Annotated in this window: 22 protein-coding genes; 21 read left to right on the top strand and 1 reads right to left on the bottom strand. The window is 55.4% G+C overall.

What is annotated here, in order from left to right; genetic code table 11:
• The first annotated feature begins 13 nt into the window (after nt 1–13).
• From EU556_RS13820 to EU556_RS13785, 8 genes are all read left to right on the top strand, one after another.
• The gene (locus EU556_RS13820; RefSeq protein ID WP_135434672.1) at nt 14–289 is read left to right on the top strand and encodes a hypothetical protein; all 276 of its coding nucleotides are present in this window, start codon (nt 14–16) and stop codon (nt 287–289) included.
• A complete protein-coding gene (locus EU556_RS13815; RefSeq protein WP_135434671.1) occupies nt 286–1011 on the top strand; it encodes a hypothetical protein in 726 nt (241 codons plus the stop codon). Before EU556_RS13820 ends, EU556_RS13815 begins: the two co-directional genes overlap by 4 nt.
• A complete protein-coding gene (locus EU556_RS13810) occupies nt 1008–1247 on the top strand; it encodes a hypothetical protein (RefSeq protein WP_135434670.1) in 240 nt (79 codons plus the stop codon). The genes EU556_RS13815 and EU556_RS13810 overlap by 4 nt, the downstream gene beginning before the upstream one ends.
• Nucleotides 1244–1714 (top strand): hypothetical protein, encoded by a 471-nt coding sequence (locus tag EU556_RS13805; protein ID WP_135434669.1) that lies wholly within the window; start codon nt 1244–1246, stop codon nt 1712–1714. The genes EU556_RS13810 and EU556_RS13805 overlap by 4 nt, the downstream gene beginning before the upstream one ends.
• Nucleotides 1714–2250, top strand: a complete 537-nt coding sequence (locus EU556_RS13800; RefSeq protein WP_135434668.1) for a hypothetical protein — start codon at nt 1714–1716, stop codon at nt 2248–2250. Before EU556_RS13805 ends, EU556_RS13800 begins: the two co-directional genes overlap by 1 nt.
• A 62-nt stretch (nt 2251–2312) precedes the next feature.
• Complete coding sequence (locus EU556_RS13795) at nt 2313–3800, top strand: hypothetical protein (RefSeq protein ID WP_135434667.1); 1488 nt, start codon at nt 2313–2315, stop codon at nt 3798–3800.
• Nucleotides 3801–3899: 99 nt separating this feature from the next.
• Complete coding sequence (locus tag EU556_RS13790; protein WP_135434666.1) at nt 3900–6179, top strand: hypothetical protein; 2280 nt, start codon at nt 3900–3902, stop codon at nt 6177–6179.
• Nucleotides 6180–6184: 5 nt separating this feature from the next.
• Entirely contained in the window at nt 6185–9586 is a 3402-nt protein-coding gene (locus EU556_RS13785; RefSeq protein WP_135434665.1) for a coiled-coil domain-containing protein, read from the top strand.
• Here the strand turns inward: EU556_RS13785 and EU556_RS13780 are convergent.
• Nucleotides 9583–10014 carry a hypothetical protein gene (locus EU556_RS13780; protein WP_167855576.1) on the bottom strand — a complete coding sequence of 144 codons (432 nt, stop codon included), beginning with the start codon at nt 10012–10014 and terminating at the stop codon, nt 9583–9585. The genes EU556_RS13785 and EU556_RS13780 overlap by 4 nt on opposite strands.
• Before the next feature lie 384 nt (nt 10015–10398).
• Between EU556_RS13780 and EU556_RS13775 the strand changes: the two genes are divergently transcribed.
• The 13 genes from EU556_RS13775 (at nt 10399) to EU556_RS26075 (ending at nt 22180) form a co-directional block, all read left to right on the top strand.
• On the top strand, nt 10399–11568 hold the full coding sequence (locus EU556_RS13775) for an ATP-dependent Clp protease proteolytic subunit (RefSeq protein WP_135434663.1): 1170 nt from the start codon (nt 10399–10401) through the stop codon (nt 11566–11568).
• A gap of 66 nt (nt 11569–11634) precedes the next feature.
• The gene (locus tag EU556_RS13770; RefSeq protein ID WP_135434662.1) at nt 11635–12705 is read left to right on the top strand and encodes a hypothetical protein; all 1071 of its coding nucleotides are present in this window, start codon (nt 11635–11637) and stop codon (nt 12703–12705) included.
• 112 nt (nt 12706–12817) lie between these two features.
• Entirely contained in the window at nt 12818–13411 is a 594-nt protein-coding gene (locus EU556_RS13765; protein ID WP_135434661.1) for a hypothetical protein, read from the top strand.
• 212 nt (nt 13412–13623) lie between these two features.
• Nucleotides 13624–13956 (top strand): hypothetical protein, encoded by a 333-nt coding sequence (locus EU556_RS13760; RefSeq protein ID WP_135434660.1) that lies wholly within the window; start codon nt 13624–13626, stop codon nt 13954–13956.
• Between the two features lie 17 nt (nt 13957–13973).
• Complete coding sequence (locus EU556_RS13755; RefSeq protein WP_135434659.1) at nt 13974–15473, top strand: hypothetical protein; 1500 nt, start codon at nt 13974–13976, stop codon at nt 15471–15473.
• A 2-nt stretch (nt 15474–15475) separates the two neighbouring features.
• Entirely contained in the window at nt 15476–16102 is a 627-nt protein-coding gene (locus EU556_RS13750; protein WP_135434658.1) for a DUF6712 family protein, read from the top strand.
• A 9-nt stretch (nt 16103–16111) separates the two neighbouring features.
• A complete protein-coding gene (locus tag EU556_RS13745; protein WP_135434657.1) occupies nt 16112–17113 on the top strand; it encodes a hypothetical protein in 1002 nt (333 codons plus the stop codon).
• Nucleotides 17106–18230: a hypothetical protein gene (locus EU556_RS13740; RefSeq protein WP_135434656.1), complete on the top strand. Its 1125-nt coding sequence runs from the start codon at nt 17106–17108 to the stop codon at nt 18228–18230. Before EU556_RS13745 ends, EU556_RS13740 begins: the two co-directional genes overlap by 8 nt.
• Nucleotides 18230–19492, top strand: coding sequence for a hypothetical protein (locus tag EU556_RS13735; protein WP_135434655.1), 1263 nt, complete (start codon nt 18230–18232; stop codon nt 19490–19492). The genes EU556_RS13740 and EU556_RS13735 overlap by 1 nt, the downstream gene beginning before the upstream one ends.
• A gap of 2 nt (nt 19493–19494) precedes the next feature.
• Entirely contained in the window at nt 19495–21270 is a 1776-nt protein-coding gene (locus tag EU556_RS13730; RefSeq protein WP_135434654.1) for a hypothetical protein, read from the top strand.
• 442 nt (nt 21271–21712) lie between these two features.
• Nucleotides 21713–21835, top strand: coding sequence for a hypothetical protein (locus EU556_RS26660; RefSeq protein ID WP_262709653.1), 123 nt, complete (start codon nt 21713–21715; stop codon nt 21833–21835).
• Between the two features lie 4 nt (nt 21836–21839).
• Entirely contained in the window at nt 21840–22025 is a 186-nt protein-coding gene (locus EU556_RS13725; RefSeq protein ID WP_135434653.1) for a hypothetical protein, read from the top strand.
• Between the two features lie 11 nt (nt 22026–22036).
• The gene (locus EU556_RS26075) at nt 22037–22180 is read left to right on the top strand and encodes a hypothetical protein (RefSeq protein ID WP_167855574.1); all 144 of its coding nucleotides are present in this window, start codon (nt 22037–22039) and stop codon (nt 22178–22180) included.
• The last annotated feature ends 4 nt before the right edge of the window (nt 22181–22184 follow it).

Raw genomic sequence — 22184 nt, 5'->3', positions numbered from 1 at the left:
TTAGCAAAGTCACATGAATAACAATACTGGAATCATCCTCGCCTCCTCATCTCAGACCGTTACCCCAACTTTCCTATTTGCCTCAACTGTGTGCGAAGCGGCTAACGTGTCGGATGCTTTCCAGGAGCAGGTAGACAAGGCAATGGCGAATGATCCTGGCCTCATCATACAGGAGATTACGCACCGGACTACGGCAATCAACATGCACAACAGGGCTGCCGACCGCATCTTGCTTACCCTTCTGATAAAGGGAGAGATTGTCGAGTCAATTGATACAGAGGCGGCATGATCCGATTCGTAGATAGCACCGGCCCTTTCGTGCTGCCTACCAATTGGCGGGAGGTAACCACGCGGCAATGGTGCGAGCTGGCTAAGACCGACCGGCATGCTATCACGTTCGAAGATGTGGAGCGCGTCTTTATTGGCCGTTCGGTTCAGGATAACGACGCCATGCTCTCGCCGGTGTTCTTTCTGTCAGAGGAACCGCCCACGGAAGAAGGACTCCCCTATCCGGCGGATCTGGGACAGGAAACCTACCTACAGGTTGATACCATCTTCCGCCTGCTTCGGGAGAACAGCCTCGCCGATTGCTTTGCGAGTGTGTACGGCGTCTTCGTGCAACGCAAACAGGAGCTTTCGGGAAGTGGCCAGTTCAACATGGAGCGGGCCGCCCGTCGCGGTGAAGTCTGCCTAGGCTATCCTATCTCGGAAACATACCCCGCGGTGAAGCACTGCCTGGCAGAAGTCAAACGGCTACAGCATATCTACCAGCGACTAGGCGAGCCCGATGAAACCCCGGAAGGGCAAGACCACCGCGCGGCCGGCAATGAGCGATTTGATAAGTACAACTACTTCAACGTGCTCAAGCGCGTAGCTCAGGACTATCATACGTCGCCCGATGTGGTGGCACAGTGGCCTTATGATACCGTAGCAACCCATCTGCTCCATGAGCGGGATAGTTACGAGTTTCAGCAAGCCCTACGGGACCTCAGAAAAACCAAACAGCAATGACCTGTATAGCTATGCCAGTAGTGCCCGAAGGCCAGGAACAGCGCCCGCCCCTTGGCTTGACTCCTAAAGCAGTCTGGATTGCTCAGGTGAACCTGCAACGCTTGGAGGATATCAAGGCCGCCATGGCTAGGTATATCGAGGTAGGCCGGCCGATTCCTGATACGTGGCTGAAAGAGTACAACCACCTGGCTTTTTTATACACCCCCGCTCACATCATTACAGGCAAGAACCAATGAACCAGACCGCGCCCGATCTTCTACAGGCTACTGCCTTTCGTGCCCTTGGTGGGCAGAGTGCTGACGGTGGCATCGGTGCCGTACTGAAGGACGGGGCGCCCGTCGGCTCGTTCACGTACGGCACGAATGCCCAGGCCACACTTGACGACAATTTGCCTACTCCGCAAATACAGCTCTATCCGCTCACTGCTTCCGAAAAACCCGGTACGGATAGAGTCGAGCGCTACGACGCGGCCATCTCCTTTCTGACGAGTGTAGAAGGCCTAGGCGACGACCGGCCGGGCTTGAATGCTGGCGTAGCGGAGATGCGCCGCCTGAAGGATAAATTTATGAGTGAGCTCGATAGGCACCCCCTGGTTGAGATTACGGAAGTTCGCAGCGAGGAAGTGCGTAATGCACAACAGGCCATGCTTACCGGCATCTCCGTTGCCTTCACCATTGCCGTGCCCGCGCTGGCTACCTGCTAATGGCTGGCGTATTAGCTCCCCTGGTGTTTCAGCAACTTGATGCGTTCGGGCAAGAAGCGGTCGAAACCATCCGGAAGGATATTCTCACCAAAAATGTAGCGGGCTACGGGCCGATGAATGCGTCAGGTCGGGCTGCCCGCTCGCTGCGCTACTACATCATTGGCCGCGAGAGTGGGCTTACGCTCGTTATTGCTGGCATTGATTACAGCTATCATCTGGAGTATGGCCGCGGGCCCGGCAAGTTTCCGAATGTGGCCTCGCTGCGCACATGGGTACGGCGTAAATTCAAGATAACCGGTACCGATGCCAAGACCCAGCGCAAGGTTAAGAGCATTGCCTACCTGATAGGCCGAAAGATTGCGCAGGAAGGCACCATCTTGCACAAGGCAGCCCAGCCTTCGGGCATCCTCTCGAAAGCCACAGGAAGCGTAGCGCTGCAGCAACTGAAGAAGCGCCTAGGCCCGGCCTTGGTAGAACGCACCGCGGGCGCCCTACGTGAGATGGCCAGCCCCGAAGGACTCCGCTTGCGCCTGTAAATACCTGCCGTGTTTCGTGGCGGATTCATACCCAGCGCGACGCAACCTAGCACCTTCGGGCTATGCCCGCACTAGGAACCGTTACCATCATTTTAGGCGCCGCCAGCTGTAAAGCCGATGGTGGGGTACAGCCGTTTACCTTACGTACCACTTCGGACGCCGACGCCAACAACAATACCAACGTTCAATATTCGATAGTTAACGAAGCTAACGAGGATATTGACTCGGGCGGGGCTATTGGTGCTGATGAATCCTTCCAGGCAACGGCGCTGCCAAATGGTAGCTATACCATCTACGCCACCGACCACGCCGGGGCATCTACCCAGCGGAGCTTTACGGTTGACTGCCACCTAGTGTGCGACATTGCCACTAGTGACCTAGCAGTATCCCAGCCCATAGCCCCCGAAACCAAGGGCACGGTATCAGTAAAGGTTACAACTAGCGCGGATACCTTCCGCGGGGCAATTACTGCGCTTTCCTCTAACAACGAGGTTGTACAGCTAGCGCCGATTTATACCAGCGGGCAAACGGTAGTCATTAACCAAGTGCCGCAGGGAAGCTATAGGCTCACCTTCACCGATTCCGATAATTGCTCGGCTTTTGTAGAGTACAGCATTGGCGATCCGGTTGAACCCGAAGTGCCACCACAGGAAGCCCCGGAGTTGATGCCCGCGGATTTTACGCCGGTGCATCTGCCAGTGATCATAGGGTGCCGCATGCCAGCTACTGTAGTCGGTGAAGCGGATATGCTTTTCGTGGCACAAGTAAGTCACGACTACGGCGCTACATGGTCAACTCTGGTACGCTTGGTTCGCAGTGGCACGGCTGGTCAGCTGCTGAGCATCAACCTGTCGGAGTATCTGAAAGCGCATTTTACCATTAGTGCGCCGGTGGAAAGCGGGCCCGATGCGGCCCTCGTTCTGTTTTATCGCGCAAACTGGGGACTGCAGCCCGCCTATACCGGAGCTACAGGCACCCCTATTGGCGGCACGGGCGACCTACGGGTGCTCAATGCGGCGGAGCGGTTGCCCGTAGGCCAGCGCAAGCTTTCCCGGGTGGCCTATGCCAACGTGCCCGAAGACTTCGCCCGGTTCGAGAATACGATTAGCCTAAGCCCCGCCCGGGTTGTGGCAGAAAGCAACATTCCCGAATCGGCCACCGAGTGGCCATGCCCGCAATTTTACCGGCAATTCGTTTGGCTGAATCGGTTCGGGGGTTGGGATTGGGGCCTGTTTCGGGGCAAGCATGAGCACGGCACCGACGTTGCCGATGGCACAGGCTACACGGACGAAACCGGAACAGAGCGCTACGCCAGCCGCGGCCCGGTGCGCCGCACCATGAATGTGTATTCCGACCGCTTGACCGCTACACAGGCCGCCATTTTGCGCGGCATTCGCTCCAGCATCCAAGTATACGAGCGCCTGCCGACTGGTCAATACGTGCCATTAAAGGTGCAGCCCGGCAGCTTCCGCGACTACCAGGTGCTGGATAAAATCTACGTGGTAGACTTCACGGTAGCTTACTCTCCCCTACTTATTCAGACGCAATAAGATGGCAGGTAAGCGCATAATGATTAGAGTTTTAGTTGCTCTGTTCGCCGTAGTCTGGGCTCTATTGTGGGCTTTAGTTTTAACCATTGCCCTGCTCTGATGCTGACACTGACCCTTGATGGCTTCTTGGTTGATTTGCCCGATGGAGCGGAAGTCGCCCTCAGCTACCGTGTATTCGATCTGAATAACTTCGAAACGCGGGAAGCGGGCTTCTCCGAGTCGTTCGTCTTGCCTCTGACCAACCGGAACCTGCAGGTGCTGGGAGTGCCTCACGCCTACGATTCCGACACAACCAGCCCCTACCGGCTACTTCCGGCGGTACTGCGTTACAACGATGTGCTGATTTTGCAGGGGCATGCACTACTGGAGCAGGCCGCCGATGGATACGATATTACCCTCACCACTTCGGCCGGAGCCCTCTTTGCCGCTGTAGGCGACAAGCCCTTGCGAGGCCTAGACTTATCCGACTACGACCACTTCTTCTCCCTCTCGGCAGTTCAGTTAGCCCAAGCCAACACGCCCACAGCAGCCTACACGTATCCGCTGGTTGATGATGGGCGCCTTACCAAGCGGTATCCTACGCCCAGCACTGCCGTAGTGCACTACTCCGAGCTAAGCCCCGCCGTATTTAGCCGGATGCTACTAGAGCGCATCGTTGCCGATGCCCTGCCAGGGTATACGCTAACGGGCTCCCTCTTAGCAGAAGACCGCTTCCAGCGCCACCAATTGCTAGGCGGCGAAGTGGGCCCACGTCGGCGAGAAGAATATTTGAAGTTTCACACGCTAGAAGCTAAGAGCACCGCCGCGCAAACCATCTCCAGCACCGGTACTACCACGGTCCTAACGCTGGCCTTCCCGGAAGCTGTGAAGGATGAAGGATTGCACTTATACCCGAAGATGGGCGGCGGCTCGTTTTACCGGTTGCCGGCGGAGGTAGCCGATTACCGCGTGCAACTGGTATTCGATGTGACGTACCAAGGCACCGGGGGGTCGTATGCCGGTACGCAGAAGGTCGGATTGCTAGTAGCTGAAAACAATTTGAACTTCCATGATGAGCCAATCTTTGAGGGGCAATGGAATAGCGGCATAACCCCACAAACACGCCGGATTAAGATTGATACCACCTTCAGTCGCGTAAGTGGCAGCGGGGAAATTATAGTACAGCTTACCACCGAAAACCGCATGCAGGCCAGCATTGCCGCCGGCGCGCGCCTAGTGGTTACGCCGCTGGCCAGGGCCTACGACAATAGCCCGGTGCATCTAGACGCGAGCTTGCCCGATATTAGCCGCGGCGAGTTTCTTAAGCTATTGGCCAACCAGTTCGGCGTACTATTCCAGACCGACCAGGAGCAGCGCCTCATTCGGGCGGATCTACTTGCAGATGTAAACCGCAACCTAGCCGCCGGCCGGGTACAGGACTGGAGCAGCAAGGTTGACCGCACCTTACGCCCCCGGCAAAAGTTCCGGCTCGACTCCATCGGACAGAAGAATTACTTCCGTTACGAAGAAGCGCCCGGGGCCTATGAGTTGCTCGACAAACCCGACTACCAAGGCGAGGGTATGCTTCCCTATTCGCTTGATACTACCATCGCAGAGGGAAAAGAGGCGTACGTAGCCCCGTTTGCTGCGCTACAGGATGGCCCCGCATTACGGCGAGCATCTACCTTGCCTTATGTTCCTCGCTTCACGCAGGCACAAGGTTCAAACTTTGAGCTATGGCGGCCTAATACGACGTACCCGCTTGATTACTTCGTACTGGACAGGGGCCGCTATTGGCAGTCGAAAGACACTCTAGGCTCAATCAACGCCCGGCCGGGTACTAACCCCGCATATTGGCGAGTAGCAAAAGAGTCCGAGCTATTTCAAGGCGAGGGAGATGCGCCATACTTCTCTGTGTTGTATCTAGACCAGCCCGCCATACCGAATGTACGGGTAGGCAACGGCAACAACGATGCAGGTTTTACGCCCACTGCTGGCGTCACATTCCTAGGCCTAGACTTTGGCGAGGATTTACTCCCAGCCTACTTCCTGACCTTGGGCCGGGTGCTACGACGAGTGCACATTGTAGAAGTAGATGTGCACCTGAATGCCGCCGACATTGCGCAACTGGATTTTACCCTGCCGGTGCGCCTGAATATTCCGCATTGGCCAGGTTACGGGGCCCTAATAGGCGATTACTACCTCAATCTGATTGACCAGTACACGCCAGGCCAAACCGCCCCCGTGCCATGTACCCTCGTCAGCTTGAATACAACCAACATTCCGGCCGCTGAAGTGTCCATTCCAACCACAGGCGACCAATACGTGCGGATTACGGAGAACGACCAGGCTATGCTTCTGGAAAATAACGAGTACCGCTTCAACGAAGACAATCACTAGCTCCGATGGCTGAAAAAATAATCTTAGAAGTTGACATTAATTACAATGATCAACGCCTTATAGCCATTCAAAAAGACCTCAACGCCAACCGGCAGGCGGCGGTTGATATGAAAAAGGCTTTTCAGGAAGGCCGTATGTCTTCGGATGAGTTGGCCGCCGCTCAGGTGCGCCTAAAGGCTCAGGCCGATGCTCTGGTTAAGGAGCAGAAAATACTAAATGAGGCCAACGCGGCCCAGGTGCGCGCCAACCAAGCCCAGGCTGGGAGCTTGGAGCAGATGCAGCAACAGTTGAAAGCCAGCAAAGCGGCGTATGCGGCGCTCAGTGATGAGGAGAAAGCCAGTGCCGATAAAGGCGGCGTGCTGAAAACGCAGCAAGACAACCTTACGGCTTCCATTGCTGCCACGAAGCGAGAGCGCACCGAGGCGGCAAAGGCGGCTGAAATTGCTCGTAAAGCCAACGAAGCGGAGGAAGGTAGTGTAGATGCCCTGAAGGCTAAGTCAGCTCAGCTTACGGCGCAATACAACGCCATGGGCAAGGAAAACCGACTCAACACGGAGGCCGGCAAAGCCCTTACTGCAGAACTAAAGGAAACGAATGAGGCCCTACTCGCGGCCGGGGTTAATGTAGGAGACTTCCGGCGCCAGGTCGGCAATTACGGGGTTATCGGTAAAGATATTACCGCCGTTATTCAGCAACTGGTGAAGCTGGAAGAACAGCAGAAGCAGGTCGGCGAGGGCTCAGACGAGTACAAGAAGATTACAACCCAAATAGGGTTTGTGCAAAAAGCTGCACAGGAAGCCGGCGCGAAAGCGGGCCTCTCGTTCGAGCAAACCCAGGCAAAGCTGAAAAGCTATGGCGACGCCATCCGGCCGGTAATTCAAGAGGTTGTCAAGCTAGAAGCGGAACAGGAGCAGCTGGAAGATTCCAGCGAGGCCTATACCCGTATCGGCTTCAAGGTTGCGGGCCTAGAAAAGCAGCTTGAGGAAATTCCGAAGGAAGCTAAGACCGTAGGCTCTGCGCTGAAAGATGCGGCGAGTTCTACCGATGTTTTCTCCGGCGCTACCGCCCGCTACAATACGGTAAAGGAACGGTTTACCCAGATAGTGAATATTGCCAAGGCTGCTACGGCCGGGGAAATTACGCTACTCGGTGCCCTGAAGCTTGCCCTTCTCGCAACTGGGTTGGGTGCCTTTGTCGTCGTACTGGGCTCGCTGGCAACTTACCTCACCAAGACCAGGGAGGGCACGCAGCTACTAGACAACGTGATGGCGCAAGTTAGCGCCACGTTCAATGTCTTGATTGACCGCGTAGGGTTGGCAGGCCGCGCTATCAAGCAACTGTTTGATGGCAACTTCTCCGGAGCAGCTGCTTCGGCCAAAGCGGCTATGTCGGGTATTGGCGACGAAATCTCCCGCGAGATAGTGCTAGCTAAAGACCTGAGCATCGAACGCCAGAAGCTGGAGCGGGATACGCTGCGCAATATCGACACGAATAAGAAGCTACTCAATGAGGTTGAGAGGGCTAAAAACGTACGCGACAATGAGCGTAACAGCATTGAAAAGCGGCAACAGGCGAACGAGCTAGCGTATGCTACTGAGCTACGGCGCGAGAAGACCCTTAGTGAATTAGCGCAGCGCAAGATTGCTCTACTCAAAGCCGAAGCTGACCAGCGCGGCGGGTTGGAAAAACTCAACGATGAGGAATTTAAAACTTTCAAGGAAGCCCAGAATGAGCTGAGAGACATTCAAGAGGATGCCGCTGGTAAGCAGAATGAGCTTATTACAAACCGGTTCCAGTTGGCAAAGGAGCTGCAAGACCGCGAGTTTGCTAACACCAAAGGGCACTATACAGCGCTGGCTATTGCAGCAGCAGATGGCAGCAAAGCGGAGCTAAACGCCCGTATAAAAGCCATCGAAGCCACGGCCAAAGCGGAGGCCTCTGCCATCAATATAACCGGAGGCCAGCGCCGCGAGATTGAGCAAAGGGCGTTAGACGAAATAGCCGATTTGCGAAGAGAGTTTCGGGCTAAGCAGTTGCAAGCGCAGAGTGAGGAGTTAGACCTTCAGTTGCGTAGTGTAAAAGCCAACTCGGAGGAAGAGGAGAATATCTTACGGCAAAAGCTGAGCAATGCGTATCAGCTTGAACTTACCCAGAAGGGGCTGTCAGATCAGGACCGGCTAACCCTCGAAAAGAAGTACAACAGCGACGCCGCCGAACTGGCCAGAGGATTTGCCAGCCGCCGCAAGTCGGATGCGTTACAGGCCGATATTGATACACTGAATGCTCGATTAGCCCGGGCGCAAGTGGGCTCTAGTGAAGAATTGGAAATAAGCCGCGAGCTTATTGAAAAGCAACGCCTACTGCAGATTGCCGCCTTAGATGAGAAGCAAAACAATGAGGCCCGGCAACGGCTCATTAATGCCCAGGCAGAAAGAGAGGCGAACGAAACCCGCTTCCAGGAAGCTAGCAATGCCGCCGAACGAACTATAACCGAGCAACAGCAGGCACTGGAGCGGGCCCGGGCAAGTGGCGCGCTATCAGAACAACAGTACCAAGATGCTGCCTACCTGCAGGATTTGGCTGCATACGAGGCTCGTATTCAGATTGCTAAGCGGTTCAACAAGGACACTACCGACCTAGCGGCCCAGCGCACCAACGTAGAAATAGCGCAGGTGGCACGTATCACAGCAAAGGAACGGGAGCGGCTACAGGTTATTAGCGACCTAACCCAAGACTTTACTGCCACCGTAGGCCAGGCGCTGGGAGATTTGCTTACGCAGCAAACGGCCGATTTTGATGAGTTCGGTAAAACGCTGGTAATCCTGCTTCTCGATACGCTGCAAAAAGTAGTCTTGGCGCAACAAGCCGCTGCTGTAACTACTTCGTTAGCTCAGCCGGATAGTGTAGCCACATTTGGTGCTACTGGCATTACCCGGGCCGCTATCCTATCGGGCCTTATCACGGCTGCCTTCGAAACGGCCAAGGCAGCCATTACGGCCGGCTTTGCTGAAGGGGGGCGGGTTGATGGCCCAGGTAGTGGCACATCGGATTCTATCCCGGCCTTGCTCTCAAACGGTGAACACGTTTGGACTGCTGAAGAGGTGCACCGCGCCGGTGGCCATGCTGTAGTGGAATCTATGCGCCAACAGGCCTTGGCCGGAAGTCTACTCTCCTACTTGCCTATTTTCCAACCACAGCGCCTAGCCATTGGCGGTCCGGTGGGCGTAGTGGCATCGGGCGACGGGGGTGCCACAGTGCGTGCGAGTGCCGCCGCCGCCGGCCCGAATATTGACTACAATCAGCTAGCCCAGGCCATGGCCCGGCAACCCGTGATAGTTGATGTAAAGGATATCAACAACGCACAAGGCCGCCGGGCGCTGGTTCGGCAACGGACTACGCTGGGTTAGATAACCTTAACCTGGCCATTCTTAAACACCACAAATTGGGCGCTATCTAAGACGAGGGCGCCCATTTTGTTTTTAGCCCGAAACGCATGAATCAGGATTTTGCCGACTGCGGTTGTGTCCTTCTTTTCTTGCAGTTCTTTCGCCGCCTTAAGTACAGCAATACGTTTATTCGAGAAGGCCTCCCATTCCGCAGAATACTTCTTCGCATCCGGGAAACCCCGCTCAGCTGCATTCTTCGCGAGGTCGTACATGAGCGCTTCCTTCTCTTTCATCCGCCTAGAAGAATCAAGTAGGGCGGGCACCTGTAATTTATTCTCGTCTTCCTGAGTCCACACCAAGGGCTTAGACCACCGAACGGGCTCATAGCTTTCGGGGTCGTTTGCGTTTTTCTTCAGAAAGGAAGTAACCGCCTGCTGTTCGGCAGACATAGTAAGGGAAGATCCGCCATTGCAGGCAAAGCAAGCCAGCAAGGAAACGAAGTATAGTTTTTTCATAAGGCGCACAATATACGTGGCCTTAAGAATATCTAGATGCCGACTGCCTTAGTCTGTATGGCGGGACTAGTACTGTGGTAGGAGCGCCGTATCTCCCCACGGCCAACGGCGCATAGAATCGGGGCGATAAAACTCTGTAACGTGGTATACCCCTCGTCTTCTTTTTGCGCTTCTAGCTTCTCGTATATCTCGGTGGGCACCATGATACGCAACGGATGCAGGCCTTTATCTTCGTCGGGCATATAAAAAAGGTATAGTAAGTGCCGCATTTCACGGCAAATCCGTAGCCCGAATATACGCACACACCACCTTTATTGTATGAAGGTGGCGAAAGTAAATTTCGGAGAATCAATAGGTAGCGGTTCTGACTTCTGGGGCACCACCCTACAGGAGATTCGTTACCTAGTAGAAGGCTACGCCGCTTTTGATTCTTCCCTCACTCCTCAATACCCAGAGGTAGTTGAATTGCACTTTTGGAAGTGCTATGGTGGAGAGGTTTTCGAGGGTTACGCTATCTACAACTACCTACGCGACCTGGTTAAACAGGGCGTAAAGGTCATTAGCTATAGCCACGGGCTAACCGCTTCCATTGCGGTGCTAATCTTCCTCGCTGCTGATGAGCGCTATGCCGACCACGCCTCGCAGGCTTTCACGCATAAACCCATTTGCGACCTAGGCTGCTACGCTAACTCCGACGACATGCGCGAGGCGGCGGACTCCCTCGATAAAATCCAGCTGCAGATAGCAGAGGTGTACGTCGCCCGGGCTGGTATCACGATGGAGCAAGCCAACAACTACTTGAACAGCAACGCCTGGCAGACTGCCGATGAAATGGTAGCCAGTGGCTTTGCTACGGCCAAATCTACCGATGTGCTGGTCGCTCCGGCCGGAGCGGAGAAGGTTCTCAACTTCCTCAAACTTCCAATTAAACCGCAGAACATGGCTATTACTCCAGCCGAAGAAACCAACATCGTCAACAAAGTAGTGGACGCTGTTAAGGCCCTTTTCAAAAACAACGCCCCCGAACCTGCCACCCCGGCCGCAGCTCCCGCTCCCGAAGCGAAGAACCTTGCGGTAACGCTGGCAGAGGAGAAAGGCACGGTGTACGTGGATGCCGCCGGCGATGACATTGCCCAGGGCGACATGGTGTATTCAGATGCCGACATGACTACGGCCGCTGCTGACGACACTTATGCCCTGGCAGATGGCCGCTCGATTACGGTAGTAGCCGGTGCCATTACCTCAGTAACTGAGGCTGCCAACGTGGTAGAAAACAACGCCGCCCTAGAAGCTGCTGAGAAGCGCGCCACCGATGCAGAGCGCGAGCTCGCCATTGTCAACAACAAGCTGAAACTAGCTCAGAACAAGCTGGCTTCAGTGCCCGGCTCTACTGGCAACCCGACTCCGGCCGGTGCTACGGGCACGGTGAACAAGAGCGTAGGCGGGGCCAAAAATTCCGGTTCGCTGTTCGCGGTTACCAAAATCTAAGCATTACCGGTCGCAGCTGAATAGGCAGACCTCTTTCTCTCTCTTTTCAACACTATCGACTCGGCTATGCCCATCGAAATCAGACTCAAAGAAGAAGTCAATTACACCGGCAAAGAGCCCGGCTCTATTGGCGAGGCAATTGTAAAGCAGGTATTCAACAACGATAATGTTGAAGCCTCGCTCGGTATCCGTGTTCGGGAAGATGTAGTCGTTCGCGAGAAGACTATCCTTCTGGCCATGAAGCGCTACATTACTCGCAAGCGCGAGGGTTGCGGCGAGAAGACCAACTCGGGCCGCATCATTGCCCGCGAAAAGTGGCTGGAAGTAGTAAACGCCCAAATCTGGGATCAGATTTGCGCAGAGGACTTCGGCGATACCATTGCCGCTCTTGCTCGCAAAAAGGGCTACGACGTTAACAACCTGGAAGACACCGAGATTGAGGACCTGCTCAAAACGATGTATATCCAGATCTGGGAGAATGACTTCCAGATGATGATTCAGTTTGGCGACACCACCATCGACAAGACGCCCCCCGCTGGCGACAAGTCGACTTGGACGGAAGCCCAGAAAGACGACTACTCGAAGCGACTCACCTTGTCGATTATCGATGGTTTCTGGACGTTGGCCCTCAAAGGCGTAGGCTTGGAGGACGACGACCCGGACAAAATCAAGCGTGCCGTAGTAGTACCTGGTGGCGCCCTGCCTGCCAACTATACCCGCGACATCTTCCTGCCTGGTTTGTACGAGGCCCAGCCCCGCGGCATGGCGAAGACGCCAAACTCGGAGAAGTTGTACGTGCTCAGCACGTCGCTTTACAACAACCTGGCGGCCTCGCTACGCAACTACACGACCACCGGCGAGAAGGCCCTCAACTACTTCGTTGATGGCACGGGCACTATCTCCTTCGAAGGCATTACCATTTCGCGTAATGATGATATCGAGGAAGAAGTAGAAACCTTCAAGCGCCGCGGCTACCTGACTGTAAAAGGCGGCTTTGAGGTAGGCACCGACACGCACCAAGTTTCGCAAGTAATGGCCGCTTGGTTCGACCGCAACACCGACCTGAATAACATTCAGATCCGCTATAAAATCGGCATGCAGTACGCCGATGGCGATGTAACGGTAGTCGGCTACTAGTCAAGAATCGAAACAACTCGCCGGGCCGGCTGCACTCCTCACAATGAAATGACAAGAGGTTGATGTCAGCTGGTCCGGAAAGTTTCTCTAACCACAAACGCATTTCCTGGCTATGCCTACTACTTCCATCGGTTGCCCCCTAACTCTGGGTAATTTCGACCCTACTTGCGAAGCCTTTAAAAAAGTGGGTGGCGTTGATGCCACTTTCTACTACACGCTGCGCAAGGATATTGCCTCTATTGCCAAGGCCTCAGATGGCACCGTAACCGGTGTAACACTGAAGGTTGGTGCGAAGCTGTACAAGGTTACCGGCCGCAAGTTTCAGAACGGCATCAACTACGATCTGAAAATCGGCGCCACAGGTAACAATACTTGGACGCACAAGCATACGGCCCGCTTCTACCACTTCACGCAGACCGACCGCACCCAGCTCGAGAGCTACGCGATTGCCGACGACGTGGTAGTGTTCCAGCCCACCAACGCCACGCAGACCGAAATTCTAGGCTTAAGCCTAGGCCTCGCTGCAGCTACGGGTAAGGGCGGTTCAGGCATCAAGCTTGACGACGACAACACCCTCGTTTTCGAATTGCAGGGCGACGAGCCAAACCTGCCGGTGCTGTTCCAAGCTCCAGTAGAAGCGGGTGTTACCGACCCGGATGCGCTCCGCATCGCTAATACCACTTACCTAGACGCGCTAGTAGCATAGTGGAAACCACGGACCTCTTAAAAAAGGTACGTGATGCAGTAGCCCAGGGGGATACTATCCCCTTGGGTACTCTGCAGGCTGTTTACTGGGAGGTCTACCTAGAGCGGTGCAACCGGCGGGACCGCATGGTGCGCCGCCTGCAAGCCTACTTAAAACGGCAATCAGACGCGCAAACTGTAATCTCCTACTCCTCACCTCAAGCCTCTGAAACTATGGCTGCTACTAGCAATAAGTACCGCTTTAAGGCCTCTTACAAAGACGCAACTGTTACGGTGCACACGCCGAAAACGCGCAATATCACGGCCGCCAACTTTGTCGACTCCGACGTGGAAGTGCTAAAGTCTCACGGTCGCGGCCATGTGATTGAGCTTATTCCCGCTTCGGCAGCAGCACCGGACGCAGACAAGCCTGTGGCATTGTCGGGCCTTCGCAAAGACGAGCTACAGGAAGTTTACCGCACTGAGCTAAAAGCTGAGCCGGGCGACGACCTGAAGGTGGACGATCTGAAAGAAGCCATCGAAAAGCACCGTAACGATTCTAAGTAGTCAGAACACCTAATATCATGGCCGCACCGCAAGGAAAGGCGCCGCGTTCAACGAAACCCCGCACCGCTACGGTTGTGCGGGGTTTTATGAACCTAGCCCCCGCTACTTTACCGCCTGGCATCAAAGCCCAGAAAGACGCGGGCATCGGTTCGCTGGGCGGCAAGGGCATTGCTTTCGGTGAAGGAAACCACGTACCGCAAATTGCCCTAGCAGCTGCTCAGGATTCCGGCGCTTGTTACCGGGCCCTGGAAAAGCGTTCGGCCTTCTTGGAAGGCATGGGCTTCCCAGTTCCCATTAAGGACCCCAACCACCCCGATTTTAAGAAGGAATTGCTGGGCACTATGGGCGACACGCCCGTACCTGGCCAGCCCGGCAAAACGGTTAACGACCTGTGGGCGGAAGAATGCAGCTCCGGCGGCTACTTCAATGGTGCTGCATTTTTGGTGAAGTACAATACGGAAGGTGGCAAGGGCGAAACATACCTGCTCCCCTTCCAATCGGTTCGTAAGACTGATAAGGGTACTTTCCTGCTAAATCACAAGTTCGGCAAGAAGGGCTTCAACGCAGGCGAGACTACGGAGCATCTACCCTTTGATGATTCTGAGGAAGTAGTGAAGGGCATTCTGGAGCGAGCCGCAATGCCCGTTGATGAGAAAAACCCAGAGGGCCCGAAGATTGGCCAGCCCGGGCAAATCCTCTACGCTTACATTCCGAAAGCTGGCGAAATGGACTATCCATTGCCGCCGCATTGGCCGGGCTTAGAGGACGTACTCGCCGATGCGGAGTACAGCCGGTTCGATTACGAGGAAGTGCGTAATGGCTTTTTCCCGAATGGCGCGCTGGTTATGGTGGGCGAAGAAGACGAGGCCACCGAAGACGAGGAAGGCAAAACTGAAGCGGAGCGCACCGACGACGAGCTCAAGGAATTTACTGGCAACGGCACCAACCCTTTAGGGCGGAAGAAGTTGGTAGTACTGTCGGCTAAGTCGAAAGAGCAGGTGCCCGTCTGGGTGCCTATTACGGGCACTAACAACATGGCTGCGCTCATCACGAAGCGCGAGGCCATGGGCGAGCTAGTGTGCCGTAACATCGGTATTCCTCCGATCCTGTGTGGCTTTGCGAAAGCTGGCCAGCTTGGCGCCGCCCGTGAGATATTGAACGCGGTTGAGCTAACCCAGGACGACCTTTCGCCGCTGCAGCGCTGCCTGCTCCGGGCCTTGTTCCGCCTGTTCCCAGAGGTTTCCCACCTGAGCGTAGGGAATCGCAAGCCGATCAGCTTCGTGCCTGAAGAAGTACTAGCGAAGCTCACCACCGACGAAATCCGCGCGCTTGCTGATTACGGCCCGGCTACTGCAGCTACTAACAAGGTGCTGGAAAACCTGCAAACCCTAAGCCCTATCGTTGCCGCGAAGGTGCTAAGCTCCATGAGTGCGGAGCAAATCCTAGCCTTGGTAGGCCTTACTCCCGATGGCAACCCGCCCGTAGGCGGCGCCGAACCTGCCACCCCTGCCGCGTAAGTATGAAGCCAAAACTGAGTGATTTTCCGGCGCTGGTTGCCTTCTCAAAATCCATTGAGGCCGGACAGATTGAGCCCTTTATGAACGATGCCCGGCTGTTGGACTTGCTGCCGTTGCTGGGCTATGGGCTACTGGAGCAAATCGATAAGCTAGAAGAAAAGCCGGTAAAGGATTGGGGGCAGATTGTGCTGGAAGATACGCTTCCGGGCACCTATGCCACCCGGCACGAAAGGGTATACCGGGCCCTGGTTCCTAAGCCAGAGCAGGACGTACCCGAGTCGCCTACCCAGGCCAATCCGGAGGAATGGGTATACGAGCCGCTACGCACCCTATGGGTGCATTACCTGCATCCTTACTGGGTGCAAGCGGGCTACTCGCGCTTCTTCAATCAGCACGGTATCAACGTGGTGAAAGCAGGCATTACCGTTCCGCTTGATAGCGAAAAAAATAGTTACGCTCCCGCCTCGCCAGCGCAACGCGCCCAAGTACAAGCTGCTATTGATAGCAAGGCCGAAGCCCTGTATAGCCGGCTTTCTGTATTTCTCAAGTCGTCGGGCTTACTGCCTGATTCTACCGACACCTGCTCACCTAATACCCGCCGCCGCCGCCGCAAGGTTCGGGGCGTGTAATACGTACTTATGCTCCTCCCAGGCCGGAAAGCTTCCGAGTTTCAGACCGTAACCAAGGTCCTTAAGACCGATAAAATTCCGCTTATCCGGGAGGAAGAAGCGGACCCGGCAGACCGCGACAAAATAGTTACGGCCGAAGACCTACTCGAATCACTAGGAGCAGGTTCGGAGGTATACCCAGAAGGTGAAGTTGCCCATAATGACGTAGGTAGCCTGCTGAAAGGAACTGAGGTTGGCGGCCTTTCCAGCATTAAAATACTGCAGCTTGCTCTAAGCGAGCCGACGGTACTGCCAGTATATGCGGTGGCGAATGTTGCCCTAAGCCCTTCGGCACCGGAGCATGGCGAGGTAGGCGAGCTAGTGACTATTACCCTTACTTCTCAGTTCAACCAAGGCGACGCGGGCCCGCTGGTCAGTCAGGAGATCCGCAAAGGAAGCAGCATAGTATTAGGCGAGCCTAGTAGCGCCTCCTATACGCAGCAAACAACGACCGTACGCCGGGCGCTTACTCCTATCACGTTCCAAGCCCACGCCAGCCACGCGGCCGGAGAGGCAAAGCAGGTGCAACCCGCCGGAACCCCCGATGTACGCCCCGCTGAAATAGGCCAGCCCGACGCCCCGCAAGCGGCCAATGAGGATTTAGAATCCAACATAGTGCAGCTGCTAGGCCACTATGGGATTTTCTTCGGAAACGCCCCAGCCATTCCCACTACCACGGCCCAAGTACGGGCCATGGCGGGCTTTCAACTAACACGGGACGGGCTGGAATTTGTCCTTGAAACAGGCACTAGCAACCGCATTTTCCCCGTGCTCTTGCCCCCTGGCTACCGGCTGGTAAAAGTACTCGACAGGGAAACCAACGCCGAACTAACGGGCCAATACCAGCCCCGCCCCTTCAGTATGCAGGATGCTGGCGGTACGGCTCAGAATTATACAATGTGCGTGATGGAGCAGGCTATTGCTTACACGTCAAACCACCACCATCTGATAACGATAGCGCGCAATGGCTGATCAATTTGAACTCCCGATACCTATTAAGCTCACAAATCCGCATCATGTGGATGAGTACTACGGGCCGGCAGAAGGATACATTGATGTAGCCGCCGCGTGCGCAGCTGTTCCTATTGAGGTCCGTTACTACGGGTTAACCGTCGGCATACAGAGCGCCGATGGCATAGTCGAGTATTGGTGGCGCAAGCTCCTCACGAATGAGGGCTTAATACCTAAGACCACCGGCGGCGGAGATGGCGAGCCCAGCACGCCCTACACGTTGCCAGTAGCCAGCGATACCGTACTCGGTGGCGTAAAGATTGGCGCCGATAGTGGCCTCGAAATTGACCCAACCACCGGGCACCTAAAAGCGAAGCCCACCGAAGGGGGTGCGGTTGACTTCACGCCTAACGTAACTCTCAACAGCCTGAAGGCTGGGACTCGCTACCAAATTTCGGCACAGCGCGCTTTTGAGCTGGCCACCACGGCGTACTTCACCCCTGCTTTTGAGGGCTTTACATTTGATGGCGTAGGCTCAACTACTCGCGAAGAAGGTACTGCCTACAGCGCGGGCGTGCACCCGTTTGCTTGGGGCACCTCCAACCAGGCCAACATAGCCCCGGGCGGCCTAACTATTCGGGATATTACCGCCAACCAGAACCTAGCCACCGGCCTAGAAAATGATGGCTTCGAAAACATCTCAGTGCCCGGGTTTACGGTGGGGCTGGGTGAATCACGGCGTTACCTGATTAGCGGCAACGACACGAACGGCGATGCCTTCTTCGCTCAAATCGTAATTAGCGGCGCGCGCTACATCTTTTATGGCAGCATGGGCAGCGCCCCCACCACATCGGCTCAGGTGCGCGCCCTGGCTGGGAAACAGCTCACCACGCAGGGCAACACCTTTACGCTTAACACGGGGAACGTCGACCGCACCTTCGGATTCTGGGCTCCTCCTGGCCTTACGCTAAAGCTGGTTACCGACCAGGAAACGAATGCCACGCTTACCAGCCAATACGTAGCGCAACCCTTTAGCGTCGACAACGCAGGGGGCACGCCAGTAGCGGGCACCTTGTACGTGATGCAGCAAGCTATTCCCTTCTCCAGCAACCACCGGCACCTAATCACTCTGGGTTAATGGCAGAGGACTTCTTCGAGATTCCCGTCGCCCTTCGGTTCACCAACCCGGTAGCAGCCGATAGCCGCACCGGCCCATGGTCGAGTGTAGCGGAGGCGTGCGCGATGGTTCCGATAGAAGTGCGTATTCCCGGCTTGATGGTTACCATTCGGCCGGCCGGTGGGAAGGCGGTAAAATATTGGTGGCCTGGTCCGGGGCTCGGGAATACAGAGCTTATCCCTTACCTGCCGACCACCCCTCCCACTTCGGGGGGTAGCGGTGGGCAACGGGGGCGCTACTTCAGTTTGCCTGGCGTATACTCTGCAGATAACCGGCTCCATGACCTAGCACCGGGAACGGTTGACGTTGATCTGTTTTTCGGTTCAGGGCGCATCCTCCGCCCGCTGGTTGACTATACCCTCGATAAAACCGCAGTACCGCCTAGGCTCAGCATTACGGCTGAACTGCCAACCTACGAAGGCGAGGAAATTTGGGGGTACCCATACAGTGTATCGGTACGCCGCTACTACGCCCTGCCAGGGGTGTATGGCCCTGGCTACGCGCCGGTTATCATGGCCGCCGGAACAACTGATGTAGATGTTATTTTCGGCAGCGGTCGGCAGCTTCGGCCAAACATCGATTACACTTTCGATGTGGCCACGCTTACGCTTACGCTCTTGGTTGATGCCGATATCTACGAAGGCGAGGAGTTGTGGCTATGGATTTGGGGCACTCAGGAAGCCCCGACCGGAGGCGGCGGAGGCGGCGGCACACCGCCCGACCCCGAGCCCGTTAACAATCAGGTTACGACGTGGCCTTACCGGAACGGCAATGCCAACATAACCGGAAACACCGTAGCGCAAACCGTAGCCGGCGGCGAACCAGCGCAAGCCGCCTCAAACGCGAAGCTAGCTGTAGGGGCAACTGGCGCCGTTACGGCCGTGTCTTCGGGTGGCTGGCTAGGCTTTGACGACACAGCCGACTATCTGCCAGGGGTGGGCAACTTCAACTTTGCTATTCGGCTCGACCCAGGCAACGGGAAAATTATCTGTGTTGCCAGCAACTCCTATTTCTCGGATGAAGTAACCGGACGCCCGAATACGACGCAGCTGCGCCTACGCGCTGATGCCTCAACGATCTATTTCGAGTACTCCCTAAATGATGGTGCCGCTTGGTCAATCATTCAGCAAAAGCCCCGCGGAGAAGAGGATATGTGGGTAAAGGCCTGGACAGATACGGGCGACATACACGCTATCACGCATACCAACCTCTACACTAGCTAGCGATGAACCTTATACAGCAAAAACAAGTCGCGGGCTTACTGCAGGCACTTGCTGAGCGGGCTACCGTTCAGTATGTGGATGGTTCCGACCAGGCGCTGCAAGTACAAATTGATGTCATTGAGAACGACCTCAACGATGCTGAGAACGAACTTCGCGACCATGACAACCGGCTGATTGTTCTTGAAACCAACCGTGTAACCAGCGCCGATATTGATGCGGCACTCGCTCCGATTCGCGCCCTAATAGGCTCAGAGACAGGCGATGCCGATAGCTTTATAAATACCCTACGCGAAGTATTGGCGGCCTTCGCCAATTCTCAAGAGGGCTTCAATCTTGCGCAGGCATTAGCCGGGAAAATTAATCTGAGCGGCACAGTTGCCGGCTCGCCAATTACGGGCCTACTGGAGTTCGTTTTCGGCGCTGGCCTGAAGTGGGGCAATGCTACACTAGTAGCTGGTTCCGGTATGGATGGCGCGCGCCTCTATGCGCAGGACTTTGCCCGGCTGTATTTCAATGCCACAAAGGAGCTATGGCTACAGGCACGGCTTACTGTGGTTGGGCCTTCGGATGGGCAAATATATTTCTCTGAGCGCTCGTACTCCGCCCGAACCATTGAAGCCAACGCCCCCGTTTGGGCGACCTCCGTAGCCCAGCATGAGCAGGCTATAACGGCTATTGGTTCTAAGAATCTGTATGTACCTCTCAGTTATATTGAGAAGTACTTCGCAACGAAGGAACAAGCCGGTACTGCCGACGCAATTCCTATGACGGGCACGGAGCCTGGCCGATATGCTTCGGGCTTCATTCAGACCCAGGGCGGGCTTATCTTCTATCCAGCGGAAGATACTACTCGCCTGTGGCCTAGCTTCGGCGTAGCGAACATCGGGGCAGCTCTGCTATTCATCATGCAGGACATGAACGGGGCAAACATTGCCACGGTCAAAATTGATGAGCGGGGTATCTATTATAATGACGAGAAGCTCAACGGAGCGGGCGAGGTAATAGGTGCCGACTTTTTGGCGCGTGCTTCGGTTAGCCCGAATGGGTTTCCGTTCTGGGATGGCGACTTCTGGAGCCGCCGGATAGTTTCCCACGAAGATTTTAAACAAGCCGCTGGGCAGGGCAGCCTAGAAGGAGGCGTACTCTACTGGGTATCGGGCACCGGTGCGGCTCAGTACTTGGTTGTTCAGGCAATCAACGGTACCAGCATTAGCCCCTACGGCACGGGCCGCACCCTCGGGGGCGGTGGCCTAGGCGGCGACACTATTGCTCTGAAGGTTGCTATAGATTACGGCAACGGCAATGCCCTGCTTTACGAGCCTTTTACCGCGGGCCCAAGTGGGGAAGTGCTGGACATTTACAATGTTTCCCTAGCAATTCGGCAGGCAGTAGTTGATGGATTTAATGCTCAGGAAAACGCTGGCAATTCAAGCCCTTACCTGACGGGTACCCAGCCCGAAGGCTCCCGGCCGGGGATGCGCTTTATTGACCCCCGCAACGACTATCTATATGAGCACGCCCCGGTTGCTTTCGAGAACGGCAGCCCGAACATATGGATCTCTACGAAGCTTGCCAGAGGCCAGAACCTTGATGTGTACGACGTGCCCGAAGCGGTGCGTAGCGCCGTAACCAATGGCAGCTATTCCTACGGCGAGCTGCAAGGTAGCCAGCCCGCCGGCTCCAAGACCGGCATGCGCTTCACTACCTATCAATACGGTTACGAATACCAGCGCGGCGCCAACGGCCTGCTAGTGTGGAACCGATACCCCAAAGGCTAACCATGAGCATAACCTTCCTCCCTATTTTCCAAGCATATTATAAGCTGTACCCGGCGAACGAGCCAACCGGAGAAGGCACGTATGCTTACCCCGCTTATGGCTCCTATAACGTAGCCTGATGAGCATTACCTACATACCCATCTTCCGGGCGTACTACCATCTGTATTCGCCGGGTTCGGTTGCCGACACCTACCAGGAGGTTTACAGGGATACTTACTAGCCGCCATGTTCTACATACCAATGTACCGCGTGTTTTACACGCCATACGGTGAAAGCTTAGGCTTTACTTACACTTTCCCTTTTACCCTGGCCTAACATGAGCATCAACTACTTGCCCATATTTCAAACCTTTTACGCTTTGTATGGCGACTCAGAAGCGGGGTACGGTGGCGAGTACTGCGAGGAAGATTATTGCGAAGACGACTACGTTGTATAAAGCCCTATGAGCATTACCTACCGCCCTATTTTCAAAGCGTTCTACGCCTTGTATGGAGACTCCGATGTGGGCTACGTGCCCAACCATTACGTGCAACCCGGCTACGTAGCGAGTGGCTATGTTAGCTGAAACGATGGCTGAGCAAACCATAATAGGAACAGATGAAGCGGGTTTTGTTGCCGATGGTCAGCAGCTGGCTACCAAGGCGGCTTATCCGATGAATGCCGTAGGCGACTACGTAGCCTACGCTTGGAGCACTGAAGACGACTTCGAAATGCTTACCGAAGACGACCAGGTGCTACTGTGCGAGGATTACTAATACCTGCCACTATGGAAGCTATCTATTTCCCGGTCTATCAGTCGGAATACCCGCCCTACAACTCTGGTCGGGCTGCTGACTTTTCGGCGGCCGATTTTTCGTCGGCGGATTTTAATACGACCTCAACTCAAGAACCGGAGCCCACGCAAGACTAGGTAA

It is taken from the genome of Hymenobacter fodinae, assembly GCF_004745825.1.
GTDB lineage: Bacteria > Bacteroidota > Bacteroidia > Cytophagales > Hymenobacteraceae > Hymenobacter > Hymenobacter fodinae.
Note: the sequence above shows the minus strand (reverse complement) of the source record. Positions and strands in the feature narration are given on the sequence as shown.

Bases quoted from the DNA above. Each gene is read 5' to 3' on its own strand.
- EU556_RS13820 (WP_135434672.1), top strand. From the start codon at position 14: ATGAATAACAATACTGGAATCATCCTCGCCTCCTCATCTCAGACCGTT.
- EU556_RS13815 (WP_135434671.1), top strand. From the start codon at position 286: ATGATCCGATTCGTAGATAGCACCGGCCCTTTCGTGCTGCCTACCAAT.
- EU556_RS13810 (WP_135434670.1), top strand. From the start codon at position 1,008: ATGACCTGTATAGCTATGCCAGTAGTGCCCGAAGGCCAGGAACAGCGC.
- EU556_RS13805 (WP_135434669.1), top strand. From the start codon at position 1,244: ATGAACCAGACCGCGCCCGATCTTCTACAGGCTACTGCCTTTCGTGCC.
- EU556_RS13800 (WP_135434668.1), top strand. From the start codon at position 1,714: ATGGCTGGCGTATTAGCTCCCCTGGTGTTTCAGCAACTTGATGCGTTC.
- EU556_RS13795 (WP_135434667.1), top strand. From the start codon at position 2,313: ATGCCCGCACTAGGAACCGTTACCATCATTTTAGGCGCCGCCAGCTGT.
- EU556_RS13790 (WP_135434666.1), top strand. From the start codon at position 3,900: ATGCTGACACTGACCCTTGATGGCTTCTTGGTTGATTTGCCCGATGGA.
- EU556_RS13785 (WP_135434665.1), top strand. From the start codon at position 6,185: ATGGCTGAAAAAATAATCTTAGAAGTTGACATTAATTACAATGATCAA.
- EU556_RS13780 (WP_167855576.1), bottom strand. From the start codon at position 10,014: ATGTCTGCCGAACAGCAGGCGGTTACTTCCTTTCTGAAGAAAAACGCA.
- EU556_RS13775 (WP_135434663.1), top strand. From the start codon at position 10,399: ATGAAGGTGGCGAAAGTAAATTTCGGAGAATCAATAGGTAGCGGTTCT.
- EU556_RS13770 (WP_135434662.1), top strand. From the start codon at position 11,635: ATGCCCATCGAAATCAGACTCAAAGAAGAAGTCAATTACACCGGCAAA.
- EU556_RS13765 (WP_135434661.1), top strand. From the start codon at position 12,818: ATGCCTACTACTTCCATCGGTTGCCCCCTAACTCTGGGTAATTTCGAC.
- EU556_RS13760 (WP_135434660.1), top strand. From the start codon at position 13,624: ATGGCTGCTACTAGCAATAAGTACCGCTTTAAGGCCTCTTACAAAGAC.
- EU556_RS13755 (WP_135434659.1), top strand. From the start codon at position 13,974: ATGGCCGCACCGCAAGGAAAGGCGCCGCGTTCAACGAAACCCCGCACC.
- EU556_RS13750 (WP_135434658.1), top strand. From the start codon at position 15,476: ATGAAGCCAAAACTGAGTGATTTTCCGGCGCTGGTTGCCTTCTCAAAA.
- EU556_RS13745 (WP_135434657.1), top strand. From the start codon at position 16,112: ATGCTCCTCCCAGGCCGGAAAGCTTCCGAGTTTCAGACCGTAACCAAG.
- EU556_RS13740 (WP_135434656.1), top strand. From the start codon at position 17,106: ATGGCTGATCAATTTGAACTCCCGATACCTATTAAGCTCACAAATCCG.
- EU556_RS13735 (WP_135434655.1), top strand. From the start codon at position 18,230: ATGGCAGAGGACTTCTTCGAGATTCCCGTCGCCCTTCGGTTCACCAAC.
- EU556_RS13730 (WP_135434654.1), top strand. From the start codon at position 19,495: ATGAACCTTATACAGCAAAAACAAGTCGCGGGCTTACTGCAGGCACTT.
- EU556_RS26660 (WP_262709653.1), top strand. From the start codon at position 21,713: ATGAGCATTACCTACCGCCCTATTTTCAAAGCGTTCTACGCCTTGTAT.
- EU556_RS13725 (WP_135434653.1), top strand. From the start codon at position 21,840: ATGGCTGAGCAAACCATAATAGGAACAGATGAAGCGGGTTTTGTTGCC.
- EU556_RS26075 (WP_167855574.1), top strand. From the start codon at position 22,037: ATGGAAGCTATCTATTTCCCGGTCTATCAGTCGGAATACCCGCCCTAC.